This is a genomic window from Streptomyces sp. URMC 129 (assembly GCF_051386415.1).
Taxonomy (GTDB): domain Bacteria; phylum Actinomycetota; class Actinomycetes; order Streptomycetales; family Streptomycetaceae; genus Streptomyces.
Window position 1 is genome coordinate 1 of the sequence record NZ_JBPQTQ010000115.1, and the last position, 21,180, is coordinate 21,180.

19 protein-coding genes and 1 pseudogene are annotated in these 21,180 nt (G+C 70.8%); 13 read left to right on the forward strand and 7 right to left on the reverse strand.

The window, feature by feature from the left end; genetic code table 11:
- The first annotated feature begins 127 nt into the window (after positions 1–127).
- Positions 128–1,489 (forward strand): NF041680 family putative transposase, encoded by a 1,362-nt coding sequence (locus tag ACSNOC_RS21445; RefSeq protein ID WP_436749154.1) that lies wholly within the window; start codon positions 128–130, stop codon positions 1,487–1,489.
- Between the two features lie 78 nt (positions 1,490–1,567).
- On the opposite strand, the gene ACSNOC_RS21450 is transcribed toward ACSNOC_RS21445, so the two are convergent.
- From ACSNOC_RS21450 to ACSNOC_RS21460, 3 genes are read right to left on the reverse strand one after another with little or no spacing between them, the layout of a single operon-like run.
- Positions 1,568–1,954, reverse strand: a complete 387-nt coding sequence (locus tag ACSNOC_RS21450) for a Pepco domain-containing protein (protein ID WP_436749155.1) — start codon at positions 1,952–1,954, stop codon at positions 1,568–1,570.
- On the reverse strand, positions 1,935–3,209 hold the full coding sequence (locus ACSNOC_RS21455) for a CHAT domain-containing protein (protein WP_436749156.1): 1,275 nt from the start codon (positions 3,207–3,209) through the stop codon (positions 1,935–1,937). Before ACSNOC_RS21455 ends, ACSNOC_RS21450 begins: the two co-directional genes overlap by 20 nt.
- Positions 3,206–4,822 carry a hypothetical protein gene (locus ACSNOC_RS21460; RefSeq protein WP_436749157.1) on the reverse strand — a complete coding sequence of 539 codons (1,617 nt, stop codon included), beginning with the start codon at positions 4,820–4,822 and terminating at the stop codon, positions 3,206–3,208. The genes ACSNOC_RS21455 and ACSNOC_RS21460 overlap by 4 nt, the downstream gene beginning before the upstream one ends.
- A gap of 33 nt (positions 4,823–4,855) precedes the next feature.
- Here ACSNOC_RS21460 and ACSNOC_RS21465 point away from each other — a divergent pair, with 33 nt between their 5' ends.
- From ACSNOC_RS21465 to ACSNOC_RS21505, 9 genes are all read left to right on the forward strand, one after another.
- Positions 4,856–5,434 (forward strand): hypothetical protein, encoded by a 579-nt coding sequence (locus ACSNOC_RS21465; protein ID WP_436749158.1) that lies wholly within the window; start codon positions 4,856–4,858, stop codon positions 5,432–5,434.
- Positions 5,424–5,735 carry a hypothetical protein gene (locus tag ACSNOC_RS21470; RefSeq protein WP_436749159.1) on the forward strand — a complete coding sequence of 104 codons (312 nt, stop codon included), beginning with the start codon at positions 5,424–5,426 and terminating at the stop codon, positions 5,733–5,735. The genes ACSNOC_RS21465 and ACSNOC_RS21470 overlap by 11 nt, the downstream gene beginning before the upstream one ends.
- Complete coding sequence (locus tag ACSNOC_RS21475; RefSeq protein WP_436749160.1) at positions 5,732–6,100, forward strand: hypothetical protein; 369 nt, start codon at positions 5,732–5,734, stop codon at positions 6,098–6,100. The genes ACSNOC_RS21470 and ACSNOC_RS21475 overlap by 4 nt, the downstream gene beginning before the upstream one ends.
- Positions 6,045–7,673 (forward strand): TerD family protein, encoded by a 1,629-nt coding sequence (locus ACSNOC_RS21480; RefSeq protein WP_436749161.1) that lies wholly within the window; start codon positions 6,045–6,047, stop codon positions 7,671–7,673. The genes ACSNOC_RS21475 and ACSNOC_RS21480 overlap by 56 nt, the downstream gene beginning before the upstream one ends.
- A gap of 195 nt (positions 7,674–7,868) precedes the next feature.
- The gene (locus ACSNOC_RS21485) at positions 7,869–9,734 is read left to right on the forward strand and encodes an AAA family ATPase (RefSeq protein ID WP_436749162.1); all 1,866 of its coding nucleotides are present in this window, start codon (positions 7,869–7,871) and stop codon (positions 9,732–9,734) included.
- A gap of 79 nt (positions 9,735–9,813) precedes the next feature.
- Entirely contained in the window at positions 9,814–13,140 is a 3,327-nt protein-coding gene (locus tag ACSNOC_RS21490) for a hypothetical protein (RefSeq protein ID WP_436749163.1), read from the forward strand.
- Complete coding sequence (locus ACSNOC_RS21495; protein WP_436749164.1) at positions 13,137–14,318, forward strand: hypothetical protein; 1,182 nt, start codon at positions 13,137–13,139, stop codon at positions 14,316–14,318. Before ACSNOC_RS21490 ends, ACSNOC_RS21495 begins: the two co-directional genes overlap by 4 nt.
- A gap of 200 nt (positions 14,319–14,518) precedes the next feature.
- A complete protein-coding gene (locus ACSNOC_RS21500; protein ID WP_436749165.1) occupies positions 14,519–14,863 on the forward strand; it encodes a hypothetical protein in 345 nt (114 codons plus the stop codon).
- 415 nt (positions 14,864–15,278) lie between these two features.
- A complete protein-coding gene (locus ACSNOC_RS21505; RefSeq protein WP_436749166.1) occupies positions 15,279–15,443 on the forward strand; it encodes a hypothetical protein in 165 nt (54 codons plus the stop codon).
- A gap of 233 nt (positions 15,444–15,676) precedes the next feature.
- Here the strand turns inward: ACSNOC_RS21505 and ACSNOC_RS21510 are convergent, their stop codons facing one another.
- Positions 15,677–16,096: a hypothetical protein gene (locus ACSNOC_RS21510; RefSeq protein WP_436749171.1), complete on the reverse strand. Its 420-nt coding sequence runs from the start codon at positions 16,094–16,096 to the stop codon at positions 15,677–15,679.
- A 209-nt stretch (positions 16,097–16,305) separates the two neighbouring features.
- Here ACSNOC_RS21510 and ACSNOC_RS21515 point away from each other — a divergent pair, with 209 nt between their 5' ends.
- On the forward strand, positions 16,306–16,533 hold the full coding sequence (locus tag ACSNOC_RS21515) for a DUF6480 family protein (RefSeq protein ID WP_436749167.1): 228 nt from the start codon (positions 16,306–16,308) through the stop codon (positions 16,531–16,533).
- Between the two features lie 331 nt (positions 16,534–16,864).
- Here the strand turns inward: ACSNOC_RS21515 and ACSNOC_RS21520 are convergent, their stop codons facing one another.
- From ACSNOC_RS21520 to ACSNOC_RS21530, 3 genes are all read right to left on the reverse strand, one after another.
- Positions 16,865–17,812, reverse strand: coding sequence for a cytochrome c oxidase assembly protein (locus ACSNOC_RS21520; RefSeq protein ID WP_436749168.1), 948 nt, complete (start codon positions 17,810–17,812; stop codon positions 16,865–16,867).
- Between the two features lie 66 nt (positions 17,813–17,878).
- On the reverse strand, positions 17,879–18,607 hold the full coding sequence (locus ACSNOC_RS21525; RefSeq protein ID WP_436749169.1) for a type 1 glutamine amidotransferase: 729 nt from the start codon (positions 18,605–18,607) through the stop codon (positions 17,879–17,881).
- Positions 18,608–18,648: 41 nt separating this feature from the next.
- The gene (locus ACSNOC_RS21530; protein WP_436749170.1) at positions 18,649–19,890 is read right to left on the reverse strand and encodes a MurT ligase domain-containing protein; all 1,242 of its coding nucleotides are present in this window, start codon (positions 19,888–19,890) and stop codon (positions 18,649–18,651) included.
- A 230-nt stretch (positions 19,891–20,120) separates the two neighbouring features.
- On the opposite strand from ACSNOC_RS21530, the gene ACSNOC_RS21535 reads away from it, so the two are divergent.
- Together ACSNOC_RS21535 and ACSNOC_RS21540 are read left to right on the forward strand one after the other, a co-directional pair.
- Positions 20,121–20,315: a hypothetical protein gene (locus ACSNOC_RS21535; RefSeq protein WP_059006897.1), complete on the forward strand. Its 195-nt coding sequence runs from the start codon at positions 20,121–20,123 to the stop codon at positions 20,313–20,315.
- 26 nt (positions 20,316–20,341) lie between these two features.
- Positions 20,342–21,180 (forward strand): annotated as a pseudogene (locus ACSNOC_RS21540) (hypothetical protein); the annotation flags it as partial.

The window sequence follows — 21,180 nt, forward strand, 5'->3', positions numbered from 1 at the left end:
CCGGGCCGGGGGCGCACCGCGTCGGCGGGGGCATCGAAGTCGACGTCGTCGGGGACGGCGCGCACCGCCTCGGGCGCTCCTTCCGGGATTAAGGTCGCTTCTATCCCGGTATGACCGGCGGGAGCGTGTGCCCGTGCGGGGCGATGAGCTGTTCGAGCTCGTGGACGCGGTGCTGTGTGCTCCAGGTGCGGTGCACTCGGCGGTCGAGCTCACGCTGTTGCCCGAGCACCGGCGCGGGCACGGCGCGATGTATGACGGCCTCAACCAGGGCCGGATCGACACCGAGCAGCTGCGCTCTCTGCTGGCCGGCCTGCCGCTGCCCCGGTTCCCGGACGGGCGCCTGGTCCTGGCCGTCGACGTCTCGCCATGGCTGCGGTCGGACGCGCCTTGCTCGCCGGAACGACTGTTCTGCCACGTCTACGGCCGGGCGAAGACAGCCTCGCAGTTCATCCCCGGCTGGCCGTACTCGTTCGTCGCGGTGCTGGAGATGGGCGCCACCTCGTGGACACAGATCCTGGACGCGGTCCGTCTTGGCCCGGCCGACGACGCCACCGCGGTCACCGCCGCCCAGCTCCGCGATGTCGTCGAACGGCTCATCGCGGCGGGCCAGTGGCAGCCGGGCGAGCCGGACATCGTCATCGTCACGGGCGCCGGATACGACGTCACCCGCCTGGCCTGGGTCCTGCAAGACCTGCCCGTCGAGCTCGTCGGGCGCATCCGTGGCGACCGCGTGATGCGCCTGCCGAAACCGCCCCGCGTCTACGACCCGAAGGGCGGCCGGCCACCGAAGCACGGCCCGGAGTTCCGCTTCGCCAAGCCGGAGACCTGGCCCGAACCGGTGGTCACCACCCGCACGGCCACCGCGAACTACGGCAAGGCCGTCACCCAGGCATGGGACCGGGTCCACCCACGGCTGACCCACCGGGCCGCCTGCCTGGATCACGAAGGCGAACTCCCACTGATCGAGGGTACGTTGATCCGGCTGGAGGTCGAGCACCTGTCGAAGGACCGTGAGGCGCCGGCGGTGTGGCTGTGGTCCTCGAAGACCGACGCCAGCGGCGCGGACGTCGACCGGGCCTGGCAGGCATTCCTGCGAAGGTTCGACCTGGAGCACACCTTCAGGCTGTTCAAGCAGACCCTCGGCTGGACCCGCCCCCGGCTGCGGGAGCCGGAAGCGGCCGACCGGTGGACCTGGCTGATCGTCGCCGCCTGCACCCAACTCCGGCTCGCCCGACCACTGACCCGCGACCTGCGGCACCCGTGGGAGAAACCGGCCGCACTGAGCCGGCTCACACCCGCCCGGGTCCGCCGGACGTTTCGGAACCTCCGCCAGCACATGCCCTGCCCCACCAGAGCGCCGAAACCACACCGGCCCGGCCCCGGACGGCCACCCGGCACGAGGAACAGACGCCGAGCACCCCGCTACGGCGTGGGTAAAACCGTCCGCCGCGAAAAGACGCTTATCGCCCTACCACGGTTGAAAGGTTAAAGAACAAGCTCAGAGACGCACGTACCACATCAACGAGCCCCCGCACGGAGAGGAACACGTTGATTCTCTGCAAAGCCCTTAGCCGGGATTCTCCCCGGCGGCCTCCGGCTGCGGGGCGGACGGCACGCGGCGGGTGAAGGTGAAGGTCAGGCTGGAGGTGCCAGCCAGCTCCCCACCCGACCCGAGCAACGAGATATGCCCCTTCGCGCTGACCTCTGCGCTGACTGTGACCTGGTCGAGCTCGTACCCCTCACAGGCGCTGGGCAGTCCGGCGATGACTGAGCGCATCGACGTGAGGAAGTCGGTGACCCGCTGCCGGAAGACCTCGACCGGGATGTCCGTCCTGCCGATCCGCCAGTCCTGGGGCCGACGGAAGAGTGACCGGTCGTCGCTGTCCTCCAGCGCCAGCACGCGCACCATGGCGTCACGGTCGGCATCGGATCGGTCAGGGAACTGCTGCGGCATGGGCGTCCTTATCGGTGAGTTCGGTGAGATCAGTGAGCGGGGGGACCCGCAGCTGCGGGTCCGCGTACGACGAATACACGATGCCCAGAGGGTTGCTATAGGTCTGGAGGAGGTGCCGACGGGCCTCGAGAAGCGAGCGGCCGAGTGGCAGCTGGCGCAGCAGGAACCGCTCGTACAGCGCCTTGGAGAACGCGGCGGCTACGTCGTCCGGCACCTCGGTCTCGCTCCCGACGAAGCCTCGGTTGCCGTTCATGAGGAAGACGTAGGGGAACGACAGGACGCTCGCCGCGTGCATCCGCGCCGATCCGCAGGCGTTCATCACCACCAGCGGCAGCGCGAAGCTCCGCCGCCCCAGGCTGGCGCCGAGACCGACCAGGTCTTCCGCGAGGGTGCCCAGGGACAGCCGCACGTCCTGCCCGCTGCCGCGCAGCTCGATCTCGTTGTCCAGCGGCTCGTTCAGGCCAGCGTAGCAGTGGCAGGCGAAGTGCTGGATCTGGTCAGGCAGTTCCCGCCGCCCGCCGTCCAACTGCAGGCGCGGGTCGTACAGCTGCTCCGGCAGGCCGGGGCGGCCGTCCCCACCGTCCGGGTAGGGGCCCTCAACCCGCACCCGGTCCGCTGCGGCCGAGGCGAACCACGCCAGCTCCTCCTTCGCGCCCGCCAGTTGCTCGTGGTGCAGATAGCGCAAGGGCAGCAGGCCGTCCGGGCCGGTGTGCAGTTCGAGGCCGTTGGGGAGCGGGGCAGGCAGCATGGTGCGGCGGACCAGGCAGGAGAAGCCGACCAAGGCCTGGCAGGCGCGCAGGAAGTCGCCCGGTCCGGTGATGGGCGGACCGGGGTCGAGCCGGTGCAGCGGCAGGTACTCCAACGGCAGGAAGGTCTCCTTGTCGCCGAGGCATTCGACCAGCGGCGGCAGCGCGGGGTTGCGCCCGAAGGGCAGTGCGCGCTTCCAGAAGTCGACCAGGCCCTGGATGACGTCCGGCCGCAGCCCGAACGTAAGGAAGAAGAGCCGCCGGCCGAGGCGGTGCAGCACGTCGAACACCTCGTGCAGTTCCGGGGCTTCGGCCGCCAGCGGCGGGACGGCGTCTTTCAGCCGGAACAGCCCGGCGTCCAGCTCGCTGCGCGCCTGCTCCAGCGCGCCGGGGCTCGCCAGCGTCGTCCGGAACGCCGGGGTGCCGTTCCTCGCGCGGAACTCGACCCGGATGCCGCCCGCCGTGCGCTGCACCCGCACGGTGACGTCGGCCGGGAGGCTCCCGGTCACGGGGCGGCCCCCGCCGCGCCGCCCGCCCCGGTCACCTCGCCGGTGGTGGCGACGACGGTGAGGGCGACGACCTGGATCAGCCGACCGCCCTGGTAGAGCTGGAACCACACCTCGTGCCTGCCCTCCTCCGCCGGGAGCCGGAAGCGGAAGGTGGTCCGGGACTGGCGCCCGGTCCGCAGGGCCCGCCGCTCCGGCGGGAGCGGGGTGAGCGTGGCGCTGTCCGCGAGGGCGTCGAAGTCGGCGGTCGGCAGGTCCTGACCGCCTTCGACGCTCACCGGCTCGAAGACGTAGAAGTCCTGGTCGAGGCTAGAGGTCAGGACCGGCGGGGCGTTGCGGGCCCGCTCGTCACGCACCACGGTCAGATCGAAGGCGACCTGCCTGCTGGGAGGCGCGACGATCACGCCGCCGACTGCGCGGGGGGCCGGTCCGGCATCGTCCTGCCCGGCGTCCTGGCCGTCCTGCCCGGCGAGTTGGAGCAGCAGATAGCCCGTGAAGTTCACCAGCGGCGGGCCGAGCACGGACTCCTCGACGGCCGCCAGGACCGCCGCCCGCAGCTCGGCATTGAACGTTCGCTCATACAGCTCGGTGAGGCTGCTGGCCATCTGCTCGGCCAGGCGATCGCCGAGCGGGCCCGTGGAGCGTTTGGCGATCTCCGCCGCGAGCTGCGGCAGCTCCCCGGCCCCGAGCGGGCCGGGCGTGGCCGCCGGGGCGGTGTGGGCAGCCGCCGCCCGCTCTTCGCCGAGTAGCCGACGCACCTCCCGGACCACCCGCCGCGTCACCTCCTCGGCCAGCTCCTCGGACTGCTCCCCGCCTGACCAGGCCAACGGCAGGTCCCAGAGGTACTCGTCGCCGCTGAGCACTCCGGCTAGGCCAGCGAAGGTGTAGTTGTTCCGCGGCCGAGGCAGCCGCAAGCGCTCGGCCAAGTCGTAGCGGTATAGCTCGACGGCGTGCGCCCGCCGGGTGCAGGCGAGCCCCACCGCCCGGCGGGCCAGTGACAGCGCGGCCAGCCCAGCCAGCAGCGGCCCGGCTGCCAACAGCGCCAAGTCAGCGGCCGCGGGCGACGAGGCCGCCCACCGCAGCTCCGCAGCGGCCGGGAGAGCGAGCGCGGCGCAGAGGGCGGCGGCGACGGTGACGCGCAGCAGGGCGATCAGGCCGCTCCGGCGCTGCTCGGCACGCGTGACGGCGGCCGGCGCGACCATCGAGATGCGCGGCCACACCTGGTCCACGACCAGCCCGGTGGTCTCCGCGATGCGGACCCCGGCCGCCACGGCGGCGGGCGGGGCGAGCGGCCTGAGCAGGAAGCGTTCCTCGGTGCGGTACCGGCGCGAGGCGCGCCACGCCGCGTGCCTGTCCTCTGCGGCCCAGCGGTCGCGGGAGGACGCCCAGGGACGGGAATCCATCTCGGCCCGGTAAGCCCCGGCCTCGTTCCTGGTCTCCTCGGCCGCCCAGCGCAGCACCTCCGGCCGGGGCCCCGGGCGCAGCCACACCAGCAGTCGGCCCTGGACGAACAGTGCCGCCATCGCCGCCCCGGCGAAGCCCGCCGCGGCGACCAGCACCTCCCCCGCGCCGCTCTCAGGCCGGTCCCCGAAGCCTGCGGTCAACGCCCAGGCCAACGGGGCGAGGACGAGGACGAGGACGGCGACCCGGTGGAGCGGTTTGAGTCCGATGCCGGGGACCTGCAGGGCATCGTGCAGCTGCGGATGCTCGGTCAGGGCTACGACTTTCCGCCGATCACTGTCGTCGTCCCCATCCGCCCTTATGGCAGCTTCGGCGAGTTCTACCCGTTCGTTGGCCGCGGTGTCCGGGTCCTGCGCCACACCCCTGTGGCCGCCGCCCAGCAGTACCTGGATGTGGTCTGTCATGCCGAACTCGGCCTGGAGGAGCATCTGGAGGCCATGTGCTCGGACAACGACATGGATCCCGCTGTGCTCCTGGACGCTCCGCTGATCGATCCCGCGTCCCTGGAAGGGGTTCTGGCGGGCGCAGACAGCGTCACGGAGGGGGGCGGTGGAGGTCCGGTTGGGGTGGACGCGTTCGTGCTGTACGAGCGGGGACACGTCGAGCAGCGTGTGGTCCATGAACTGGATCGTGTGGAGGCCCGGAGGGACGAGCGGGAGATGCAGTTGATGGCCCAGCGCTATGCCGTCTATGCGCAGGGCACTGTGACCCCGGTGGCGTTTGAGCAGTTCGTCGAGTACATGCGGAGGCTGACCGGTGGCCAGTAACCCGTCACGTTGGTGGCAGCCTGCTCTGGAAAGCGGCCCCGAGACAGCGCTTGCCCTGGAGCAGGCGGCCGGGCAGCAGCAGCGGTTTGCCGACATCGACGCGCTGTCGGCCCGGCTGCTCGCCACAGGGCTCGCCGGACGGCCGATTGCCACCATCGTCCCCGGCCGGGGACGTCACACGCCGGACACCGGCAAGGTGACGGCCCTCTCCCGGGATGAGGAAGTCTTCTGCGCCGGCATCTTCGGGTCCAGGAGCAGCAGCGACGCGGCGCGTGGTACCTGCCGGAGAAACTCTCGGTGAAGGCGGGGGCAGTCAACCTGCCGTATCTGCTGCGTGAACGCCCCGGCCACGCCCTGACGCTGGCCGCCGATGGCACCTCCCGTCTCACCGCAGTGGAGGGCTGGGACACGGTGCTGCTGTGGGCGTTGCTAGTGCCGTTGTTCGAGACACTGCTTCAGCCGGTCCGGCTGCGGGCAGCAGGAGAGATCTTCCCGCGCACGGAGCAGCAGCGGTTTTGGACAGCCATCCAGGAGCGTTACCGGCTACTGGGCATCGACGAGGGGGCACTGGAAGCCTTCCGCTTCGGCGGCGGCTGGCACGAGCTGGACCGTGCGGGACAGCAAGCAGGCCCGCCTGGATTTGCTGGACACTCTTGCCGCTGCTGATCTCGTGCAGCTTGTCGCGCGTCACCGCATTCAGCGCCTGCAGGGGCTGATGGCTGGTTTCACTATGAAGGCCGAAGCCGGTACGGCCCTGGCCCGCCGGGTACTCAAGAAAGAACTCCAGTCCGTCGTCTCCGCGTACTTCGGGGGCGACTGGCTGGCCGTGCTGGACTACCTTCAGGCCTCCCCTCATCCGGATGAGGAAATCCTCACCGCTCTGCCCGAGCCGCGTCTGTACGTCGGCACCGCTGCCCAGACGGCCGACATGGCGGCCGAGGTCGGCATCGCAGAAGGCGAGGTCCAGGCGATGCTCGCGGCCTTCCTCGGCGGCGGCAGTTCCGTGTCCCCTGTGCAGGAGCGGGCTGCGGCCCTGCACGACTGGTGGGCGGGGTTCGACCACGCGCATGCCGTCCAGTCACGCGGAATGCCGTCCTTGTGGGGCCTGGTCGATCAAGATCTGATGGTTCTGTCCCGGACCGAGCGGGGGTTCACCCCCCGGTTGTACCGGCAGCGTCTGCCCTCCGAGGTTCTCGAACTGGTGGGGCGGCTGTGGGAGACGGTGACGCTCCAGCGGCACCCCGGCAGCATCGTCAGCAACCCGCGCCCGCACCAGACCATGGCAGAAGCTCTCGGTCCTGCGGTGGAGTTCTGGCACGGCGTGGGCCTGACCGCCTGGTTCGTGTGCGAAGGTCCCTACTCCCGCACCACCTTGGACCAGGTCGATCGCTACTACAGCAGACCGCTGGCTGCCCTACGTGCGGCCGGATGCCCGGTCGACGCCGCCTTCTTCCGCGAGCTGCGAGCCGCTGAACAGTCCCTGGGACCGGAGAAGGAAATCACCGAGAGTCAGGACAGTACGGTCGAGACCTCACACGGGCAGGTGACGATCACTTCCAGCGTGAGCCGCAGCAGCCGCCGGGAGGGCTTCGAGCGGGTGCGGGACCTCATCACACGATACCGGCGTGCCTGGGCCGAGCAGCATTTCGGTGCCTTCGTGGAGCATCGCTGGCGTTCCGAGCTGGAGGAGGTCGCCCACCAGTACCACCGCGTTGTCGCCGCCAAGGGGCGGCCGCCCACGCTGCCGCAGTTCGCCCGGTTCGCCACCACGGCAGCCAACCACTGGACGGGGACGGTCCGCATCATCTGCACTGGTGCACCCGTCGATGTCTCCGCTGTACTCCTCGGCCGCAACGGCAAGGTACGCAACGACCACGACCTCGTCTTCTACAACCACCCCCACCACGACGGAGTCCGCGTCGGAGGAGACACCGTAACCGCCGATCTGAACCTCATCCCTGACGACATCACCTCCATCGCCGTCATCGTCAGCATCGACCTCGAGGCCCAGCCCACCACCGTCTTCGACCAGCACACCCAGTGGCATGCAGACATCACCCAGTCTTCCGGCACCCAACTGGCCTTCGTTCCAGGGCCGTTCTCCTCAGGCGAGACTGTCACCATCGCAGTGGAGCTCTACCGCCGTACGAACAGCTGGAAGGTCCGTGGCGTCGGACAGGGCTACAACACCGGCCTCGCGGGCTTGGCCACCGACTACGGTATCAACGTCGAAGCCTGACGCCCCTGTGTGGTACGCGAAGCCGTCGGCGACCAGGTAGTGCGGCCGTCGCCGTCGGTCGCGTATGCGAGAGCCGCTTCTGGTGCCAGCCTTCCAGGTCCCTTGAATTTCCGCTCCGTCCCGGTACGTCAGGGAGGTTAGGGTGACCGCGACGCGCACCATGGGGGGGTGCCAAGTGAGCAAGGCACGTTGGAGATGAGCATGGGGCTGCGCCCGACACACCTTGGCTACGCCTACCAGGACCTGCTCACCGCGCTGCGACTGGTGGACCTGGCGGTGGGACGTGCGAATTCCCTGCTCGTCGACACGAAGATGTTCACCGGGGACCGATTCGATGACATCACGTGCGAGTGGGGCACTGGCAGCCGCGAGCGGCTGCAGATCAAGCACACGGATCACGACCACGCGTTGTCGCTGGAGAGTTTCACGAAGGACAAGCGAGGCCTACGCCTGGATCTGCTCTTCTCCTCCATGGACAACGACTTCACCTTGGATCCGAGCGCCTCGCACCGCCTCGTGGTGCGCGACACGGAGCCGGAGGATCCCGAGCTGACCCGGGTGCTGCGCCCGGTCCACGCAAGCACCGATCCCGGACCTGCACTGCACGGCTTGAGCAGCAAACGGTTCCGTTTCGACGCCGCTGCGCTGCGTGCACACGCTCCGTGGAAGGAGATGCTCGCCCAGGTCAGTGATGACCTGCTCAACCGCGCTTGCGCATCCCTGGTCGTCGACACGGATCTTCCGGCGTGTTCGCTCAACATCCGCGAGCCCGGGCCGGCCGAGGCGGCCTTGCTGCACCGCATCACCGAAGAACTCGGTGCCGGACGGCCGCCGAACCGGCACCGCACGCCCGAGGAGGTGGCGCTGGCCCTGATCGAGGCGGCCAAAGCGGCGCGCAGCCGGGCGGGGACCGTGATGGTCGAGGACCTGCTTCCTCGTCTGAGTCTGGAAGTCGACTTCGGAGCGGTCCGTGAGGGGCACCCCGTGGACCGTGCCACCGAGGTGAGACGTTCTACGGTGCTCACGGGCGTGGTCGCGGTCGTGAAGGACGCTGCTCAGCAGGGGGGTGTCGTGGTGGTCACCGGCGCTCCCGGCATCGGCAAGTCGTGGTTGTGTGAGCAGCTCGGGGATGCGCTGCGGGAGACATGGCTGGCGGTGAGGCATCACTGCTGGCTCGGCGCTGCGGACATCGACCGTGAGCAGCGTGTGCTGACCGAGGTCGTGATCGGCAGCCTGCTGAAGCAGCTGGGGACGGCCGTTCCGGAGGCGCTGGCGCAGGTCAGGCCACGCTACGCGGCCACGCCGGAGACGCTCACGGCCGCGGTCACTGCCGCGCGCGGCCTGGCACCGGACCGGCCGATCGCGCTGATCGTGGACGGTATCGACCATGTCAGCCGGGTTCTTGGATCCACCACCGGCAGCGCCTTTCGTCCGCAGGTGGACCCGGCCGCCTCTCTGGTCGCGGACCTCTCCGCCCTGGAACTGCCACCCGGTGTCGTGCTCGTCCTGGCCAGTCAACCCGGCCCTCACCTCGAGGCCGTCGACGCCGGTGCCTCCCGTCTCACCGTTGCCCCGCTCAACCGCGCCGAACTGCATGCTCTGGCGGACCGTCTGGGCGTGCTGACGGCCCTGGCGTCCTCCCCTGCCGATGAGGGGCTCGATCCCGCTGAGCGGGCGGAGACCGCGGTCGCACTGATCGAGGAGCGCTCTCGAGGCAACGCCCTGTACGCCACGTATTTGTGTCGGCAGGCCGTTGGTCCCGCCCCGGGCCTGGGAGCGGCGCTGGCGCCGGATGGCGCCGACGATCCTCTGGAGAGGTTGCGGACGGTACCGTCGTCGGCGCACGACCTCGACGACTACTACGCCTATCTGCTGGCCGGTCTGGCCCCCGGGCAGCGTTCTGCTGTCAGCATGCTCGCGGTCTGCGACTTCGCTGTGACCGCATCGGAGCTCGAAGAAATTTTCCCGCTGCCCGGAATGCAACTCGGTGCCGCGCTGAACAGCGTGGCACCAATCGTCGCGCAGCAGCCGGGCATCGGCGGAACTGAAGATCCATCATGAGAGCTTCAGCCGCTTCATCCGCCGGGTCGACGGCGACGACAGGTGGGTCGATCAGGTCCAGTCCCAGGCCGCCGACTGGTTGTCCCAGCGGGGCTTCTTCACCGATCCCCGCGCCTTCCGGCACCTGCCCGAACTGCTGGCCGCACTGGGGCGCGATGACGAACTCGCTCTGCTGATCGGACCCGATTTCCTCTCCCGCGCGATTGCCGGGCTGCAGCCTCCTCAGGCCATCGTCCACACTCTGGCCGTTGCCGCGCGGCGTGCGGCGGTCCGCAACGACTGGCCCACACTGGTGCGCTGCGTCGAACTGAGCCGGGCGCGGGCGACGTACGAGGACGAAGGCCTGCCGGGTTCCCTGGTGCCGTATGCGGATGTGCTGGTGGCGCTGGTGGGAGGCGCCCGCGTGGCGGCAAGCCTGATGTATGAGGGTGTGCCGACGATGTCGGCTCGGTGGGGCCTGGAACTGTGTGCGGCGGTCGACCGGGGCGGCTGTGCCGCCCCGTGGGAGGCGTACCTGACGGCCTGGGACGAGGCACGCAAGGATGAGCGTGTCCACTACGGTTCCGAGAGCGATGAGTCGGTGTTCCTGGCGGAGTTGCGCGGACGGATCCGGTTGCCGGCCCGGGCTGCTGACGATGTCGAGCTCGGCCAGGTCCCGCGTACGCTCGCGCAGCGGGTGGCCCGGTTCCTCGACCAGGAGGCTCTGACGTCGCCTGAGCGTGCGCTGGGTGTGCTGTTGGACTGTCTGGGTCCCGACCCATTGCTCGAGAGCGCGGAGCTCATCGAGCAACCCGACCGGCGCGCGGCTCTTTTGCTGCACCTTGCGGACGCCCATGGCACGGCGGGCGGCGCGCTGCCGTCTGCCCGCGCGCTGGCCACCGCGGCCTGGGCCAGCGGGCCGTGCGACCCCCGGCGCCTGCTCCGCCATGGCGTGGCAGTGTCGGATCTTGCCGAGGAGATCTTTTCCGGGGACATCGCCGCGGTTCTCGCGGAAGCAACACAGGATGTACTGACCGACCGTGCCAGCGGCCTGTCCGGCCCGGTGAACAGGTGGCTGGCACTGCTGGCCGTGGCCCATGCCGCCGATCCGCAGGCGCCCGCCCGACTGCTCCCCCTCCTGGACGGCGATGGCTTCTACCGTGTCTGGCTGCGCTTCACCCTTGCCACCGTCGGCCTGCACCGCGACGTCGAGGCGGGCATCCTCACAGCCGAAACCGCGTCCGCCACCGTGCGTGTGGAGCTCGAACAACTGGCCCAACATGCACACGCGTTCACGGGCAGCCCCCGGGCCTGCGATCTTGCGGACATCCACCGGCAGGTGCGGCAGGTGCTGCACGACGCCGTCGCCCTGCTGCGCGGCGATGATGTCGCTGTGGGCATCGCCTCCCTGCAAGCTGTCAGCGAGGGCACCACCACCTCTCTCATGGGCATGGCCGGAACCGGCCCGCTGATCACCACGGAGCTGGTGTCCCTGCTCGCCGGGAGCGTCGGCCAGGCAGGGGCCGACGTCGTGCACGAGCTCATGCGCACGCTGCGCGGAGCGCAAGCCGAGCGCCGTGCGCTGTATGCGGAGGACGCCGACTTCGAGCTTGAGATGGCCCGCGTGAGTCTCGCCTGCGACGACCCGCACGAGGCGCAGCGGTGCTGGGAGCGTGCCGCCCGCTACATGGGGGCCTACGGCGGCCACAAGGACATCACCATCGAGGAACTGCTGGATCCGCTGCCTCAGCTCCTGCAGGCCGATCCCGTCAAGGCGCAGGTGCGTCTGGCGCATACGCAGCCTCTTGTCTATCTCGTCGCGGACTGCACCGACGGGCGGGGCACGGCGGGAACGCCGCAGGAATGGTGGCGTTTCCTTGCGCGCCTGGATCCGCGGGGTGCCGCGCAATTGGGCGCCCAGGTGCTGCTGGCCGAGCCCGGGCTGCCCGATGGCCGAGTGGGCGCGGCGCACCGGCAGCTGCTGGCCATGCAGGCTGAGACGGCCGACCCCGTCGTCCTGGCCGCGCTCCGCATCGCCGCTGGACCCGACGGTCGCAGCATCCAGCAGGACATTGCTCTGCTCACAAGGCTCGCTGACCTGCCCGGCGACGACGCGGCCCGCGCATCGCGTCTCCTGCCGGTGCTGGCCAATGCGATCACCTCCACCTACGACGACCAGACACTGATCGCCGCATCGCAGGCTGCCGGGGACGAGCCCACTTCTGCGCTGCGCACAGCAGCACAGCGCTGTGGCGGCGAGGGCGGCTCGCCCTGGGCGCCCCGCCCCGTGCCCAACAACACCTCACGTGACTGGTCCGGCCCCGAGAAGCGCCCCACCACAGACGCCTATCTGCACGCCCAGCAGCGCCCGACGCTGCCAGAAGGTGCTGCCGGCGCGCTTGCCGCGGTCCGTGACCGCAGCAGCAAGGCCTACGACGCCCCCTCGGGCCCACGGTGGTCGAGGGATGCCCTGGCCAATGCGGTCGGGTGGCGACTCTTGGAGATCATCGACGGTCAGGGAGCAGACGCAGCCGCCCAGTTCCTGCACCGGATCGCCGACGAGATGAACGCCTCCGACCCTCTTGAGCTACTGGCCGACCTCGCCGTGGGGCTCCGCTTGCGCCAGGACAGCGACCCTGGTGTCTACGGCCCACTCGCCGCAACGGCGGGCATGCTCGCCTACACCAAGATGCGAGGCGGCGGCGGATGGCGATCATTCGGCGGTAATGACCGGCTGGATCTGTGGCAGCAGGCGCACTCCGCAGACCCGGCCACCGCAGCCCGCAACCTCGCAGACCAGGTGGCCCACGCCGTCGCCGAGGCGTCCTACAGCCGCACTATCGGTGTCAGCCTGGCCCTGGTCTCGGCGTTCGCTGTTCAGCCCCCGCTCGCTTCACCCCCGGCTGTCAGCGCTTTCGCCTGCTGGGATGCGGCGTACGAAGTCATCGCCCACCGTCTACCGGGCCGTGCCCGTCTCGGTCAGGGTGCCTACCACCCGGTGCCGGAGCAGGCGACCCAGCACGACATCGACACCGCGCTGTGCGCACTTGCGTTGGCCACGATTGCCCTGCCCGAACGCGGTGACAAGCGCCGAGCACTGACCGCAGCGACAGTTCTGCTGGCCAGCCGTTCCAGCCAGGCACAGGCAGCCCTGGCGCACGTCCTCTCCTTCGACCTCGGCGCGGGCCCTCTGACCTGGCTCCTGACCGTCCTACAAGGCCGCCTGCCCGACGGGCCTCTCGATGCCGCCCTCCGCGAACAGCTCGGCACGCTGTGCGGCAGTGACGTGCTGTCCGTCCGTGCGGACGCCTCCGCCATTTTGGCCCGCGCCGGCCACCAGGCGCCCGCCCCCGCGGCAACGGCAGCCCATCCGACACTCGCACGCGCCATCGCCGCCGCCCTCTCCCCCAACGAGGACAGGGCATGAACAACCCTCGGGAGTTCGCGACCCACCTCGTCGACCACTACCTGGGCGACCGCCTCGACGCTGCCGGTAGTCCGGCCGGGCTTCGCGAGACCGTCATCGACCTCATGATCGCTGCCCTCCCCGACGTCGAGGCACTCATGGGTACACAGCTGGAGCTTCTGACCAATGGACGCCGCAGCCAGTTTCCCGACGCCTACCTCGCCGACCAGGCTGCCGCGGAAGACTCTCTGCAGCTGGCTGCCGCTGGCCTGCGTGCCGCGCTTGCCCAAGCGGGACATCTCGGCAACGCCGAAAACTTCGAACGCGGCGCGGCCGCGCGACTGCGCGACGACCCCCGCGCGGCCCTGCGCGCCGAACTCGCCCGCATTCCCCGCCCTCTGACTCGTCCCGAGGCGCTGGTGTGGTCGCTCGATCCAGCACCGTGGTTCAGCGACAGCCATCAAACGGACAAGCCATGGCCGCCTTCCGGCTTCGCTTCGGTCGCGGGCCTGCGGTCGCTGCCGGGAAACGCCATGGTCTTTGCTCGCGTGAGCGAAGGCCCACACGAGGGCTGGGTGCAGATCGGCTTGTTCGAGCGGCAGCGCACTCCTGCACGCCGATACCCCGATCAGCCTGCACGCCAACTGCAGATCGCCGTCGGTCTGGAGGCCCTCGACGACGACCCGCCGCCGGGCACGCTGCCGGCCTCCCAGGCTCCCTGGCAACTGTGGACCAGCCCGTGGCGGCGCCTGGGACTCGGCCTCACGACCGAGTCAGCGGCCAAGCACATCAGCAGCACAGGCGGCGCCCTGACGGCCCTCACTGACGCTGGAGCCACAGGCCTGATCAATGTGCCTCGTCCGCGCACCCTTAGCGGCCTCGGCCTGCCCCTCTACGTACTTGCGCCCGCCGCCAGCGTCGTGGCCGCACTCAGACTTGAACCCACGAATGGCATCTGCGGGTTCAGCCTCAGCGACGCCACCGGTGAGGCACTGATCTGCCGCCAGTGGCACGGTCACCTCGTCCACGACGGAAACTACGAACCCCTCCTGCCCGCAGTCGCGGGAGCAGATCTGCTCATCCGCCCCGACCTGTTCACCCGGCTGCACGACACGATCGGCGCCGCCCGCTGCCGAGCTGGCGTCAACGTCCACTGCATGTCGGCAGACGAAGACGACACCCTCGACGACGAGGACTGAAGCCACCTCAGAGACGGTGCGTGCGTATGCCGCCGTTGCTTAGCCACGTCGGCGGCCGGGCTGTGCCCGGGAACTGATGGTGTGCTTGGCCAGGTGGGCGAGGACTGCCTGGTTGGCTTCCCAGCCGTCGAGGATCTTGGAGGCGGCTCCGGGGCGTACAGGGTCATTGGAGGGGGGTAGCCCATCATCGTGCTCAGCGCATGTCAGTCGCTCCCCGGGGGGCCAGCGCCTGCTCCATCACCGATCTCCTGCTGCGCGAGAGCGCACTGGCCTTATTCGGCACCCAAGTGCCAGTGGACGTGCGCCGCAACAGGATGCTGACCGGCCGCCTGCTGACCAACCTCGCCGGCCATCTCATCAACCAAGGACGTCATGCCACACGGCTGGAGGTGTGGCATGACACCCAGACCACCAACACCGTCAACGACATCCTCATGTCCACCATCGCGGCAGGCCAGCCCTGCTGCAAAATTCGTGATCAGCAGATCGGCCGGGCGGCTGCGCAGTGCCCACATCTACCAGGACACCCAACAAGCCCTCGGTGAGATCGCAGATGATCAGGGACCCGGTGGACAGGTCCGCAACTGGTTCCGCCGCCCCGGCTACGTTCCGGAATCACTCTTCTGCCTCTTCGCAGGCCACTACAGCGGATCCTCATCTCCTCCATGAGGAACGCGCCGCAGCGCTCTGGCCGCACTCCGAAACTCCGGGGACGTGATGCCTCTGACCAGCGCAAACCCAGCACCCGCCATAGCGGTCTGCACGAAAACGACATGGCCCTTCGTCAGTCATGTCAGTAGCGATTGGCACCACCCGTCACTACCAACCAGCAGGTCACTGGGCTTGCGCCACTGACACTTAAATGACGACACCTAACTGACACTCTCCTGAAGACCATCAATGTCATCCCGTCCGCAGCACGTCGGAAGCCTTCTCCAGAGATGTCTCACGTGGCGCGCCATGAGCAGCAGCACCAGTACCGACCGACAAGGTCGGCACGGTGAGCGGCAGGCCCGCCAGGACCCGCGAGCCGCCCAGGTGCCGGGCCGCCGGGGCGTGCCCGGATTCGGAGGCCATGACCAGCAGCGGGACGCCCGAGCCACCGCCCACCAGGTCATGCCGTAGAGCGCCAGTGCCGTGCTCCGGCGCCTGCGGGCGCGGAAGCCGCGGCGGGCCTCGTGCAGGAAGGTCAGGGTTTCGGCAGTGCGCCGGCCACCGTCCGGATGATCTTCGTGCTCCGCGGCAGCGGCCCGACGTGGCGCGCGGAGCATGCTCGGCGACCCCATGCCGCCGGGTGCCCCGCGGGCGCGCGGGCAGCGTTCCGCCGGTGATCGTGAACACGCGGTCCGCGATCGCGGTCAGCGCGTCGAGGTGCGTGGCCAGCAGCACGGCCGCGCCCCGGCCGCGGCAGGCAGCCGTTCCGCCCGTCGCCGCCGGGCGCGGCTACCGAGCCGCTGCTCGGGTTCGTCGAGGACGAGCAGGTCATGGGGCCGTACGAACGCCGCGGACAACGCCAGGGCCTGGAACTGCCCGGACGACAGCGCGGAGGGCAGCACCCCGGAGTGCCCGGCCAGATGGTGGTCCTGCAGCACGCCCGCCACCACCTGGGCGGCGTCGGGGCCGAGGCCGTGGGGCAACGCGACCAGCATGAGGTGCTCCCGTGCCGTCAGGTCCGGGTGGTGAGCCCCGGTGGCTGGCCCGTTCTCGTCCAGCGGTTCGTCGGCGAAGAGCACGGTCCCGGTGGTCGGGCGCTCCCTTCCGCGGGCGATCCGCGGCAGTGTCGACCTGCCCGATGCGTTGTCGCCCCGGACGGCGACGACCTCGCCGACGTCACCGCGCGCTGTACCTCGCGGTCCCGGTACCGGCGGCCGACACCGGCCAGGTGGAACACAACGTCCTTCGTGCGGGCCGTCGTGCGCCGCCGGCGTCGTGTCCGCACACGCGGGTGTGTGGGTGTCGGCGGGTGCCCGGGGGGTACTCGCGGCGGATGAACCATCCGAGTCCTGATCCGGATCCGCGGAGCAGTGCCGGTCTCGAGCCCGGTGGGGGTGTGCCGCCGGGGGAGACGCCGCCGGCCGAGGGGAGCATGTCCGAGGCCGGTCCCCAGGTGCCTCCTCCGACCACGGGGAGAGGCTGGGCGGTCGTGCCGCTGGTCATCCTCGGGGTCGTCGTCGTGGTGGTGGCGGTGATCTTCGGTATCGCGCTGATCGCCTAGAGCGGCCGGTGTCCCGCGGGCGCGGGGCCCGCCCGGGGCGGTCACGTGGCCTCGTGCTGCGCGTGAGCCGGGCGCGAGATCCGTGGCTGCGGGCGGGGTCACGCCCGGGTGTGCGGGCGGAGGCTGGCTCTGGCGCGCCGCCCGCGGCGGGCCACCCCCCGGCGCCGCGGGCTCTCCTGGGAGCCGGCGCCGTCCCACCGCGGGCGGGCGCGTGGCGGACGCCCCTCCCCGCGCATCCGCACCGTTCCGAGTGTGGCGTGTGCGGGAGGGTGTGTCGTTGCCGTTGAGCGCACGGTGGTTGTCGGTGCGTGCACACTCCGTCGCGGAAGGGTCAGCCGCGGCGGGACTGGAGGGACGCGAGGTAGGCGTTGTAGGCGACGAGGTCGCGGTCGCCGTCGCGGTCCGCGACGCGGTCCAGGCGACGGGCGGTGCGCTGCTCGGACACGTACCACTGGATGACCAGCGCGATCAGCACGACGACGGTCGGGATCTCGCTGAACGCCCAGGCCATGCCGCCGGCGGCGGACTGGTCGGAGAGGGCGTCCACGGACAGGGAGGCCGGCGGGTCGGCGAACGTGTCGACCAGGGGTTCGGAGCCCATCATCAGCGCGATGCCGAAGAAGGCGTGGAACGGCATCGTCGCGAACAGCTCCAGCATCCGCATGAGGTATCCGGCGCGGTGGGGGCCGGGGTCGACGCCCATGATGGGCCAGAAGAACACCAGGCCGACGGCGAGGAAGTGCAGCATCATCGCCAGGTGTCCGGCGCGGGAGCCCATGAGGAAGTCGAAGAGCGGTGTGAAGTACAGCCCGTAGAGGCTGGCGACGAACAGCGTGATGGTGAACAGCGGGCTGGTGATGACGCGGGTGTAGCGGCTGTGCAGCACGGCGACCACGATCTCGCGCGGGCCGCGCCGGCCCCGGCCCGCCGTGGGGAGGGCCCGCAGCAGCAGGGTCGCGGGGGCGCCCAGCAGGATCAGGATCGGCGAGACCATGCTGATGACCATGTGCTGCGTCATGTGGGCGCTGAACAGGACCATGCCGTAGTCGTTCAGCCCGGTGCAGGTGACGGCCGCGATGGACAGGACGCCGAGGGTGAACGACACGGTGCGCCCGGCGCCCCAGGCGTCGCCGCGGCGGCGGAGCCGGACCACGCCCCAGGCGTAGAGCGCGAGGACGAGGAGGGAGCCGGACAGGAAGACGGCGTCCGGGCTGTACTCCAGGGCGCGCGCCAGGGTGAAGGGCGGCAGGTCCGTGCCGCCGTGATCGTGGTGACCCATCCGGTGTGCTCCCGCTTCGTGCCGGTTCCGCCGCCCCCCACGATAGGGAAGCGGTGCGCGGGTGTGTCAGGCGGGCTGGGTCGCGGCGGCGATCCGCTCGGCGCGGAGGGCGTCGTACCAGCGGTCGTCCACCGCGGGCAGGGCGGTGACGTCGAGGGTGAGCCGCAGCAGGAGGTCGGCGATCTGCGGGTTGCGGGCCAGGACGGGGCCGTGCATGTAGGTGCCGAAGACGGTGCCGGACCAGGCGCCCTCGGTGCCGTCGCCGGTGCCGTTGCCGTTGCCGAGGCGCACCCGGGCGAAGGGGCGGGCGCCGGGGCCGAGCTGGGTGACGCCCTGGTGGTTCTCGAAGCCGGTGAGCTGCGGGAGGCCGAGGGTCTCGTCGATGTCGGCGAGGACGTCGCCGACGCAGCGCTCTCCCCCGCCGCGGACGCTGATCACGTCGAGGAGGCCGAGGCCGGGCTCGCGCTGGCCGAGGTCGTTGATGAACTCGTGGCCGAGGATCTGGTAGCCGGCGCAGACGGAGAAGATGATCGCGCCGTTCTCGGCCGCCCGGGTGAGGCCGCTGTCGCGGCGCAGCCGCTCGGCGGCCAGCCGCTGGGGGCGGTCCTCGCCGCCGCCGATGAGGTAGATGTCGCCGGAGGTGGGGACGGGCTGGTCGGAGCGGACGTCGACGCGCTCGACGGTCAGGCCGCGCTGCCGGGCGCGGCGCTCGACCACCAGGACGTTGCCCTGGTCGCCGTAGGTGCTCAGCAGGTCCGGGTAGACCCAGACCACGCGCAGGCCGGAGCTGCTCATTGTGGGGTGCCGTCCTTTGCTGGGGTTGGGGGCGCTGGGCTTCAGTTGCCGACGACGCGGCGCATGTCCTGGAAGGCGGTGTAGTTCGCGATGGCCTCGATGCGGCCGGGCGGCGACTGCTGGACGGCTTCGTCGAGGGTGTCGCAGACGCGGAAGCCGACGCCGGCGACTTCGAGGCGGACGGCGAGGTCGAGGCGCCGGTCGCCGATGACGGCGATCGGGTGTCCGGCGAGCCGCGTGTAGTCGACGTCCCACAGCCAGGAGGTGTCGGTGCCGTCGGCGCTGCGGGCGTTGACGGAGAGGATCACGGGGGTGGGCGGCGGGTCGATGAGGGAGAACGTCTCCAGCCAGCCCGCGGGGTTCTTGGCGAGCAGCAGGCGGATGTCGCGGCCCTGGTGGCTGACGACGTCGTAACGGCCGGCGACGGCGGTGACGGACTGCATCCGCTCCAGGGCGACCTGCGGGGGGATGCCGAAGGTGGCGGCCACGGCGGCGGCGGTGGCGGCGTTGGCGCGGTTGGCCCGGCCGGGGAGCTGGAGGCGGATCTGCCACGGGGAGCCGTGCGGGTCGAGGACGGTCTCGCCGGAGAGGACCCAGGTGGGTGCGGGGCGGCCGAAGCCGCATTCGGCGCAGCGCCAGGAGACGTCGTCGGGGCGGTTCAGCACGCCGCCGCAGGAGGGGCAGGACCAGGCGTCGTCCTTCCACTCCTGCCCGGCGGCGACCCAGACGACGTTGGGGCTGGAGGAGGCCGCCCAGACGACGAGGGGGTCGTCCGCGTTGGCGATGACGGTCGCCTTGGTGCCCTGGAGTCCTTCGCGCCAGTGCTCGGCGAGCATGCGGGTCTCGGCGGCCCGGTCAAGCTGGTCGCGGGAGAGGTTCAGCAGGGCGATGGCCTTCGGGGAGACGTCCCGGGCGACGCCGGCCAGGTACTTCTCGTCGACCTCGATGACGCCGTACCGGGCGTGGGAGCCGTCGGAGAGGGCCGAGGTGATGCCGGCGGGCATGTTGGCGCCGAGGGCGTTGGAGACGACCTCGCCGCCGGCGCGCAGGGCCTCGGCGATCAGCCGGGTGGTGGTGGTCTTGCCGTTGGTGGCGGAGACCAGCACCACGTCCAGGTGGCCGGCGAGGCGGGAGAGGAGATCGGGGTCGAGCTTGAGGGCGACGCGGCCCCCGATCACCGATCCGCTGCCGCGGCCCGCGGCCCGTGATACGGCCGCGGCCGCCTTGCCCGCCGTCACGGCCAGCCTGGCCCGTGCCGACAACGGCTGCGCGCTCTCTGCCATCGTCCTTGTTCCTCCTCGCCTTCGGCCGGAGGCCAGCCTATCGAGATCGGGAGCGGGTCCCGAACCGCATCGCGTCTTGTGCGGGGCGCTTCGCGGCAGTTGGGGAGGGTCGGGTGGCGGTTTCCCCCATATGCGCCCGCCGGCTCTCGCTCACTCTGCGCGAGCATTACAGTGCTGACGGTGAATGCCGTTCGGACCCGTTCGCATCCGCATCCGTTTCGGGAGTGCTCATGATCCTGTCCATCTCGGGCGTCGTCCTGCTCGGAGTCATCGTTTTCCTGTTCTTCCGGAAGGACGGGCTGAAGCTGTCGCACGCGGTGGTGTGCTCGTTGTTCGGGTTCTACCTGGCGGGTACGGCCGCCGCGCCGAGCATCGAGGCCGGTGGGGCCAGCCTGGCGAACCTGCTGGGCGGGATCACCCTGTAGCCCGCCGCCGGGCCGGAGGAGTCGGCGTGGTGCGTCCGGACGCCGTGCGTCCGCTGCTGGTCGTGGTGCGGGGGCTGAGGCTGCTGGTGGCGGCCTCGGCCCGCCGCTGGCGGGGGCTGCCCCGGGAGCGGCGGGGGCCCGTGCTGCTGCTCGTGGTGGGGGCCGGGCTGCTGGTGGCGCTGCTGCCGCACGGTCCGGCGCTGGCCGTCGGGGTGATTCTGGTGTCGGCGGCCTGGACGGGCCGGCGCGGGGAGCGGGAGGCGCGGCGGCGGTCGGCGGAGTCGGCCGCGGGGCGGCGGCTGGGGCTGCTGTACGAGGCGCTGGTGCCGTATTTCTCGGTGGTGGGTGATCCGTCGCCGGAGCCGCTGTACGCGCGGGGCGGAGACTGGCGGCGGTGTTTCCGGTCGGTGGCGTTCGGGGAGGACGGGCGGATCGCGCGGCTGGTGCTGACCTATCCGGCGTTCTTCCCGGACGGGGATCCGGAGTGCCGGGCGCGGGTGGAGGGGCTGCTGGCGGCGAAGGCGGGCCGGGGGCGGGAGTTCGGTTTCCGCTGGGACGAGGAGCGCAACGAGCTGGAGGTGGCGGCGCTGGAGCCGCTGCCGGTGGAGATCCGGGCGCAGCGGTTCGTGACGGCGCCCGGGGAGACGGTGCTGGGGTTCACGGACGCGGGGGCGGTGGACCGGACGGTGCCGGTGCTCGGGGGGCCGGAGTACGAGGAGCTGGTGGACGCGTCTCCGGTGGTGTGGCGGACGGGTCCCCGGTCGGCGGAGCCGCATCTGCTGGTGGTGGGGGTGCCGGGGGCGGGTGCGTCGTCGCTGCTGCGGTCGGTGGCGTTGCAGGCGCTGGAGCACGGGGACGTGCTGCT